This window comes from Flavobacterium branchiophilum NBRC 15030 = ATCC 35035 (genome assembly GCF_002217205.1).
Lineage (GTDB): Bacteria > Bacteroidota > Bacteroidia > Flavobacteriales > Flavobacteriaceae > Flavobacterium > Flavobacterium branchiophilum.
On record NZ_MUGT01000166.1, the window covers coordinates 1 to 8,471 of the forward strand.

Sequence of the window (8,471 nt, forward strand, 5' to 3'; positions counted from 1 at the left end):
ATTTAAGGGGCTGAAACAAAATAAAAACTGTAACAGTTCCATTATAGGTTGAGTTTCCAATATTTCTTACAGTAATATTACCCGATAAATTACCTCCTTCGTTAATAGATGTGTTGTCTAATACAAAACAGCTTGATTCTGATTTTAATGCTGGTGCAATACTAGTAGTTGCTGTTATATCAATTGGATTAGAATAATACCTTCCAGAAGCAGTTATGGCAATAGCTAAAAATCTTTTTGTTCCATTTGTAAAGCCTGAGGCATCGTATGAAATAACAGTGCTTTGTCCACTAAAAGAAACTCCAGAAGACGGAAAATTATTACCGCATAAAACAGCTGTAACAGCATTATTACTTCCGCTTTGTTCTTTCAAATAAATTGTAGTTCCTGTAGGAAATGATGTGTTACAAGATGCAATTCTAAAATTTATAGTATTACCACTTATACTATTTACATTAAGTTTCATAAATGAACCGCCTAAATAACCAATTCCGCAAGTAGTTGATGAACTAGAAACCGATGTTGTTGAGCAATTAGTATAAGTTCCAGTAGGTAGACTCGGACTATAAGTCACCTGCCCCCAAACACTCCGCACCAAAAACAGCAGCGGAATGATAAATAGTTTTTTTAGTAGTAGAATTGTTTTCATAAAAAATAGATTTATAAATTATGTTTCAAATTTAAAACAAAAAAACCCTTGACAAACAAAGGGTTTTGTGAGAAATGGTCAGTTGTGGAAAATTTGTACTCCATGGGGTGTTTATTCCAGTGAGTTGGGCAAAATATTTAGTTTGTTTTGGCAACTAATAGGGTTTGTTTTACGGTTTCCATGTATAAATCGCTAATAGACAATTCAATAATCTTACTTTTAGGGTCGTTAGGCGTGTTGATGATTAACATTTTTTTGGCAGTATTAATCATGTGAATAAATTGTGTATTTACTATATAACTTTTATGAACCCGAATAAACGGTAATGGCAAGATGGTTTCCATTTCTTTGAGAGTTTTGGTAACAAACATTTGTGTATTGTCTTTTTTAAAAATCACACAGCAATTATTGTCCGATTTAATATATAAAATCTCTTCCAATTGCATAAAAAAATGACCTTCGGCATTTTTTATGGTAATGTGGTTTTGTATTTCTAAAAAACGTTTCTCAAATTTATGTAATGCAATAGTAAGTTCATCTGGATCTATGGGTTTGTCTAAAAAATATAATACATCAAGATTGACCGCTTTTTTAGCATATTTATCAAAATCGGTCGTCATGATAATAAATGGCATCTCTGTCGTAAACTGCCTTATTTCTTTTATTAAATCAAATCCTTTTTCTTCGCCCAATTCTACATCCAAAAAAATGATGTGTGGCTTTGAAGTAAGTGCCAATGAAATCCCTTTGGATACCGTATGTGCAATCCCAATTTCTTTAAAATTAATATGTGATTTTAAAGCTGCTTGCAAGTTTTGTAAACTTCCAAGATTGTCTTCTACGATGATATATTTGTAATTCATAATTTGGAATTTGCATTTAGATTTTAAATAGTTGTTTTTTAGCCAGATTTCTTAGATGAGCACGTATTGTTTAACAATATTTCATTTTAAAATTTTAATCAGTTTTAGTTTGTGAAATCAGTGCTATTTTTTTTAAAGTAATGTTTTTTATTTCATAAGCTATTTAAAAAAAGGCATAGCTAGTTATTTCCAAATTTCATCAAAATCAAATGAAATAGTACAATTTTTATCCAATTGAAACGTTTGTTTATCAACTTGTTTGTAAAAATTGTCAATTAATTCATAAACTTCAATTGACTGTTTATTATAATCGCCCATTATATAATATTTCACGCCTTGTTCACGGTAAATTTCAAATTTAATTACTCTGTCGTTTTTAACAGATGATGGAGATATCATTTCTAAAATCAATATGGGTGGAAAATCTAAATAATCATTAGCTGTCTTACCACAAACCACCATCATGTCTGGTCTAACAACGTTTTCTTCATTTATTTTCCAATCTAATTCAGAAAAAAGCAAACAATTACAATCATTATTTTGTTTTAATGAATTTTTACCTTGAACTATGAAATTAATAATCGACAAATTGTGTTTTGGAGAAGCAGATGGCAACAACTGATAGGGATAGCCATTAACAAGCTCCCAATCTTCTTTCCAGTTTTTATAATCGTTATAAGTATATCTTGGTGGTTCAAAATGTGATGTTTTCATGATTTCTTATTTTTGCAAACTTACGAATATTTATAATCCATCGGAATTTTTACTTCTACTTTTGTACCTTGTTGCTTGTCTTTTATTTCAAAAGTGGCTTGTGCTTTATTAACAAGATTTAGCGTTGCAAATAACTTTTGATAGGTACTTGTACCAATGCCGCTGTCCAAAGAAATGGCTTGTTTTCTGCCTTTGCCCGTATCATCAACCTCTATCAAAACAAAATGGTCTTTCTTTTGTAAATTAATTGTAATTTTCCCTCCTTTTTCTTGTCCTTTTATGCCGTGTTTGATGCTATTTTCGACCAAGTTTTTCAATAATAACCTAGGAATTTGAACATTCGGATCTTCAATATCATTATGTATGGAATATTCCAAAGGTTCTATTAACATATTTTTTTCTAAACTCAAAAAATCATCTATTTGTTGCACTTGGTTTTCTATGCTATCCGTTATAGAATGGTTGTTCAAACTAGCTTTGGTAATGTTGAATAATTTGAGCATTTTTCTGTAGCTTTCAGGAGCTTTCTCTTGAATTTCGGGTGAAATACTGGCTAAAAGGTTTTTAATTTCGTGTGGATTGAGTTGTTGGTTGAGGTTTTGCAACTCCATACCGTTGATGTTTTGTTGCAAACTTAATAAAGTGTTTTGGGTTTGAAGTTCTTTTTCTTTTTGTTTGTTTCTGTAAAATAAAAAGCCACCTATAGATAAAAATATTAAAATACCAATAGTTGTCAAAGCTATATATTTATTGGTTTTTTCTTTTTCGAGTTCGAGTTGTTGCGATTTGATTTTGGATTCTTTGAGTTCGGTTTCGTATTTGACTTCGGCAGCGGTCATGTTTTTGGCTACCTGCTCGTTGAAGATTTCGTCTTTTAGTTTGGTGTAAATTGGTAAATACTCTTTAACCTTTGTATATTGGTTATTGTTTAAGCATAATTCAATAATGTTTAAGACTACTTTAATTGTTTTTCGCTTATTTCCTAAATTTAAAAATTCCTTATATGCAATTTCATAATTATTTAATGCTAGATTGTTTTTTTTTTGTATTTCATAAATTTCTCCCTTTAAATTGTTTGCATCTGCATATAAAATATTATCCTTATTTTTTAGTACAATTATTTTATTTAAGTATTTTTCACTTTCATTTAAATTACCTTTTTTTAAAAATATTTTGCCTTTTAAGAAATCAAAAATAGAAATCATCCGTTTGGTTTCCATTCCAGAAAATTTGTTTAATTTATAGTCTAAACTATCACTGTATTTTTCACTTTCTACAATTTGATTTAATTCTAAATAAGAAGTTGCTATCGTATAATATCCATCTAAAATATAATCTTTTTCAATTTTTTTGTCTTTAATATAATTCAAAAATTCCTTACCCTTTATAATAAGTTTTAAATATGATTTTGTTTCTTCTAAAGCATTTATTTCAGATGATTTTAGTAGTATATTTTCAATAATGCTTTCTTTTTTTATATATTTTTTTGAATTGATAAATGCTTTTGTAGATAAATCCTCTAAACCAAGTAAAGCGAATGTTGTTCCCTGATGAGAATAATTTTGAAATAAAGCTGAACGGATTTCTTCATCATATGGAAGCTTTTTTAAAATAATAGTTGAATTGCTTAAATGAAAAATTGCTTTTTTGTAATTATTGTCAAAATAATAAAAACTGCCTAAATTGGTTTCAATCATTGCTATTGCTAGATTATTTTTACTTAATTTAGCTTTTATTAAAGCTTTTCCAATAATTATAAGTCCATTTTTAAAATCTGAATTTAAACAATAATATGCACCAATAAAACCTTCAGCTCTTGCGATATAATCTAATTTTTTAGATCTAACTGCATAATCGTACAATTCATAAACTGTTTTCTTGTATTCAGGCAGATTTCTTATTAACAACAATTCTTTCGTCAAATTTTTATAATCCAAAAATTTATCTGTTTTATCTTTTTTCAATTCACTCTTCAGACTATCAATCTTTTTATTCTGCCCAAAAGCACAAATACTAACAAAAAGCAGTAAGATTTTTAGATATTTCATTTTGTATTTCAATTTAAAAAATTAATATTTATTTACAACAAACAACTTAGTGTATGCCCGTACAACAGTTGTTTTACTAAATTTCGATTTTGAACAAGAAAAGTAAAAAATTAAATGGGCAATTTAATATTTTTTTTGTTAATAAAAATAATATTTATCGATATAATATAAATTGTACCTCAATATATGAATATATTGAGTTAAATATTAAATTTAACTTATTACAAACCACTTTTTCTAAAATTTTTGCAGTTTTTTTATGGGTTTTTTTAAGGAGAATAATAAAACTAAAAAGTAGGGATACCGTATTTATTTATCAAAAATAATATAAAGGTATAAACTCAATAAAACGATGATGATTTCAAAACCAAATAATGAGGGTACAATCCCAAAAATGTCTGCCAAATAGCCCAAAAATATGGCTGGAATCCCAAAACCAATATAGCCAAACAGCATATAACCCGAAACAGCTCTTGCCCGCTGGACTCCTCCAAGTGTTGCAATTAATGCCAGCCCTCCTAAATAACTAAAACCATAAGCTCCCGAGCCAATAATTGCGGTGCCTAATAAAACCACTGGCAACATTTCTAAATAGCACCCCAAAACTACAAAGGCAAACCCAAGCGGAATGATCCCAAAGCCAATTTTTAAACTCATTTTGGAACTAAAATGCTTGCGAATGAGTTTTTGTAAAAATGCCCCCGTCCAATTGATGAGAACCAAACAAAATCCAGCATAAGCCGCATAACCAAATTGGGCCAATTTTGAAGGAACTATTGCAATTACAACTCCCGTTGTAGCCCAACAAATGGCAATTGATAAATTGATAGGAAAATAGCCTTTTGGAAAATAAGGCAACCTTATTATCGAACCTCCAATGGGTTTCAAATGGGGTAGTTTGAAGGCTAAAATCAAACCTATAACAGTTATTGTTATTGCTATAAAATACGTAATGGGTTGATAATCAAAATAAATCAACAATGCAATACTCGTCATAAAAGCACCACCACTAAAACCAAATGCAGTAGAAAGCGAGGCGGCATTGGCTGCTTTTGAAGTGGCTTGAGGGTCGTCTAAATACAATTCTGTCAAATAAGCAGTACCCGTTCCCATGCTTAATCCAAGGGCAACCCCCTGAAAAAACCGTGCGGCTATTAATGCAAAAACATTCGGATATAGCGTAATAATCACATCAGATATCAAAGCACAAAACAAGCTGATCAATAGTATAGGCTTTCTGCCCAATCGGTCAGAAATACCACCTAAAAAAACATAACAGGGTATCATACCAAAAATGTAAGTTGCTAGTACCAAGGCAGTCTGACCATTGGATAAGCCAGCTAATTTGGCATAAGGCCGAAACAAAGGCATCGAAATATTAACCGCCAAGGTAATTAGAAACAAGGCAAAAGGAACAATTTGTGTGTGTTTTATTTTCATATAGTTAAACGAATTTTGTTAAAATAAAAGCTAGTTTCTAATAAGTACAGCACGTTGCACAAAGCTTGTTTTGGGCGTTCCCCAAGGGTCGGGCTATCCGTTCTAATCTTTTTTGAGGCAGAAAAAGCCTCAAAAAAGGATTTCCACTGCTATCCCTAACGCAAATGACAGTTCATATTAGAATAGAGCCAAATGAATCAAAAAGCCATGCCATATTTTTTTTGATTTGAAAATCCAAATCCTGTACTTTTTTCAATTTCAAATGGTTGTTATTGAAGCAACAAAAATACGGTTTTAAAAAATTACATTAAAATAAAACAGCAAAAATGCAAATGATTTGAATAATTGCTAATAAACCTAATTTATTTTTGCGTTTTTTCAAATTTATGAATAGAAAATTCACTACCATCAAATACACCATAAGTAAAATAGGTAATCCAATCACCCAAATTGATGTAAAATGAATCGGGTTGTAATGGCAACTGCATAGGCAAATGTCGGTGTCCAAAAACAAAGTAGTGGTAGTGTTGAGTTGTCAGTTTTTGTTTAGCATATAAAATAAGCCATTCTTTGTCTTCACCTAAAAAATGAATGTCTTCTACACCCGAAATCATTTTGTTTTTTACCGATAAATGTTGGGCTAATTTTACACCAATATCTGGGTGCAACCATCTAAAAAGCCATTTAGATAATGGGTTTGTAAATATTTTTTTCATTCTTTTGTAGCCTTTGTCTCCTGGCCCCTTGCCATCGCCATGGCCAATCAAAAACGATTTATTGTTAAATGAAAATACCATATTGTCATGAAAAACAGGTATTTGCAATTCTTTTTCAAAATAATCCGACATCCAAAGATCGTGATTGCCAACAAAAAAATAAATCGTAATACCAGCATCTCGCATCGATGCCAATTTGCCTAAAACTCTTACAAAACCTTTTGGTACAACTGTTTGGTATTCAAACCAAAAATCGAATAAATCGCCCACTAAAAATAATACTTCAGCATCTTTTTGGATACAATCCAACCAAGCTACAAATCGTTGTTCACGTTCAAAACTGGCTTCGGGTGTTGGAGCTCCAAAATGCTGATCGGAGGCAAAATATATTTTTTTGTTGGGTTGTAGTTGCATTTTTTGCGTTTGAATTTCAATAAAACATTAATAACGATTCCTTATTTTTTGCAAAAATACAAACAGTTTTATGATTCAACAATCCTTTTTTATACATTTGTGCTTATGATTTTAAATATAACACCAAAAACAGCTTCAATAGGCTACTTATTGTTAGTGTATTTTATAACAGTAAGTTTACAAGCACAAGAGATGATGAAAGCACCTGATTTTTTACAAAAAGGCGATACCGTTGCCATCGTAGCAACGGCCAGAAAAAACATTGATGACAATTTGCAACCCGCTATCGATTTGTTGCATTGCTGGGGGTTGGAAGTTAAAATTGGGTCGTCTATAGGCTTAGATGTCAATCAATTAGCGGGTACAGACGAACAACGGGCCGCAGATTTTCAAACCATGATGGACAATCCAAACATCAAAGCCATTTGGTGTGTTAGGGGAGGGTACGGAACCGTAAGAATGATAGACTTACTGGATTTTACTTTATTTAAAAAAAATCCAAAATGGGTAATTGGTTTTAGCGATGTAACCGTTTTGCACAGTCATTTGACTACTTTGGGTTTTCAATCCATACACGGCATTATGCCTATAAGTGCTTTAAGAGCCTCCGAAGAAGCAAAAGAATCTTTAAGAAAAACTCTGTTTGGCGACACTTTGTCCTACGAAATTCCACCTCACCCTATGAACCGTTTGGGTACAGCATCTGGAATTTTGGTTGGCGGAAATTTATCTATTTTATACAGTCTTTTAGGTTCTAATTCGGCCATTAATTGTACCGATAAAATTTTGTTTATAGAAGATTTAGACGAATATTTATACCATATCGATAGAATGTTAATGAATTTAAAACGAAACGGTTGCTTGGAAAGCCTCAAAGGTATTGTTGTTGGTGGGATGACTAAAATGAAAGACAATGAAATTCCATGGGGAAAAAATGCCCTTGAAATTATAGATAATGTAACCCAAAAATACCATATCCCCATTATGTATAACTTTCCAGCAGGGCATGTTCAAGATAATAGATGTTTGATTATAGGTAAAAACGTACGTATCGATGTCTCTGTTTCAGGCTCTATATTGAGTTTTGAATAATCGTTGTCGATGAAAAGCATTTTTTATCGATAAAATGAAAAAATTTAATTTTTTTTTGTGAATATGTTATAAAAATATACAAAAATGTAATTTATTTTCATTAGTTTTGAAAGTTAAAAATAACATGATTATTTATTTATCAACTTTTAATTTTCATTTTATGAAAAAAATTACCTTATTATTATTGTTTTTAAGTTCGATGCTGGGCTACTCACAAATGGCCCTCGAAGGATTTGAAAACACCACGGGTCCTGATGCTTTACCAGCTACAAATTGGACTTTAGGCACAGGCAGCTGGGCCGTTTTTGATAATGGAGTGGGTACCGCAGAGCGTTGGAACATCAACAGCTCGGTTTCTACTCCACCTTTTGTTTATGCTGGCACCAATTCGGCTTATATGACAAGAGAAAACATTGGAGCTGGAAACACTTCCGAGGACTATTTGGCTACGCCTGCCGTAACGATTCCTGCAAATGGTCAGTTGAAGTTTTTTACTAGATCTTTTACTTCTACTATTTTAGGTACACTGTACCAA

8 protein-coding genes are annotated in these 8,471 nt (G+C 31.3%); 2 read left to right on the forward strand and 6 right to left on the reverse strand.

All coding sequences use genetic code 11. From position 1 onward, the window contains the following. From B0A58_RS15025 to B0A58_RS15055, 6 genes are all read right to left on the reverse strand, one after another. Positions 1–649: hypothetical protein (locus tag B0A58_RS15025; RefSeq protein ID WP_133063162.1), on the reverse strand; the 649-nt coding region annotated here is incomplete at its 3' end. 137 nt (positions 650–786) lie between these two features. Continuing rightward, positions 787–1,512: a LytR/AlgR family response regulator transcription factor gene (locus B0A58_RS15030; protein WP_089081721.1), complete on the reverse strand. Its 726-nt coding sequence runs from the start codon at positions 1,510–1,512 to the stop codon at positions 787–789. A 183-nt stretch (positions 1,513–1,695) separates the two neighbouring features. Then, complete coding sequence (locus B0A58_RS15035) at positions 1,696–2,226, reverse strand: Uma2 family endonuclease (RefSeq protein WP_089081722.1); 531 nt, start codon at positions 2,224–2,226, stop codon at positions 1,696–1,698. 20 nt (positions 2,227–2,246) lie between these two features. After that, positions 2,247–4,274 (reverse strand): ATP-binding protein, encoded by a 2,028-nt coding sequence (locus tag B0A58_RS15040; protein WP_089081723.1) that lies wholly within the window; start codon positions 4,272–4,274, stop codon positions 2,247–2,249. A 309-nt stretch (positions 4,275–4,583) separates the two neighbouring features. Continuing rightward, the gene (locus B0A58_RS15050; RefSeq protein WP_089081725.1) at positions 4,584–5,714 is read right to left on the reverse strand and encodes an MFS transporter; all 1,131 of its coding nucleotides are present in this window, start codon (positions 5,712–5,714) and stop codon (positions 4,584–4,586) included. A 362-nt stretch (positions 5,715–6,076) separates the two neighbouring features. Beyond that, entirely contained in the window at positions 6,077–6,844 is a 768-nt protein-coding gene (locus tag B0A58_RS15055; protein WP_014083040.1) for a UDP-2,3-diacylglucosamine diphosphatase, read from the reverse strand. Between the two features lie 195 nt (positions 6,845–7,039). On the opposite strand from B0A58_RS15055, the gene B0A58_RS15060 reads away from it, so the two are divergent. Further along, entirely contained in the window at positions 7,040–7,936 is an 897-nt protein-coding gene (locus tag B0A58_RS15060; protein WP_373863151.1) for a S66 peptidase family protein, read from the forward strand. 160 nt (positions 7,937–8,096) lie between these two features. Further along, a partial coding sequence (locus tag B0A58_RS15065) for a choice-of-anchor J domain-containing protein (RefSeq protein WP_133063163.1) occupies positions 8,097–8,471 on the forward strand: 375 nt, incomplete at its 3' end.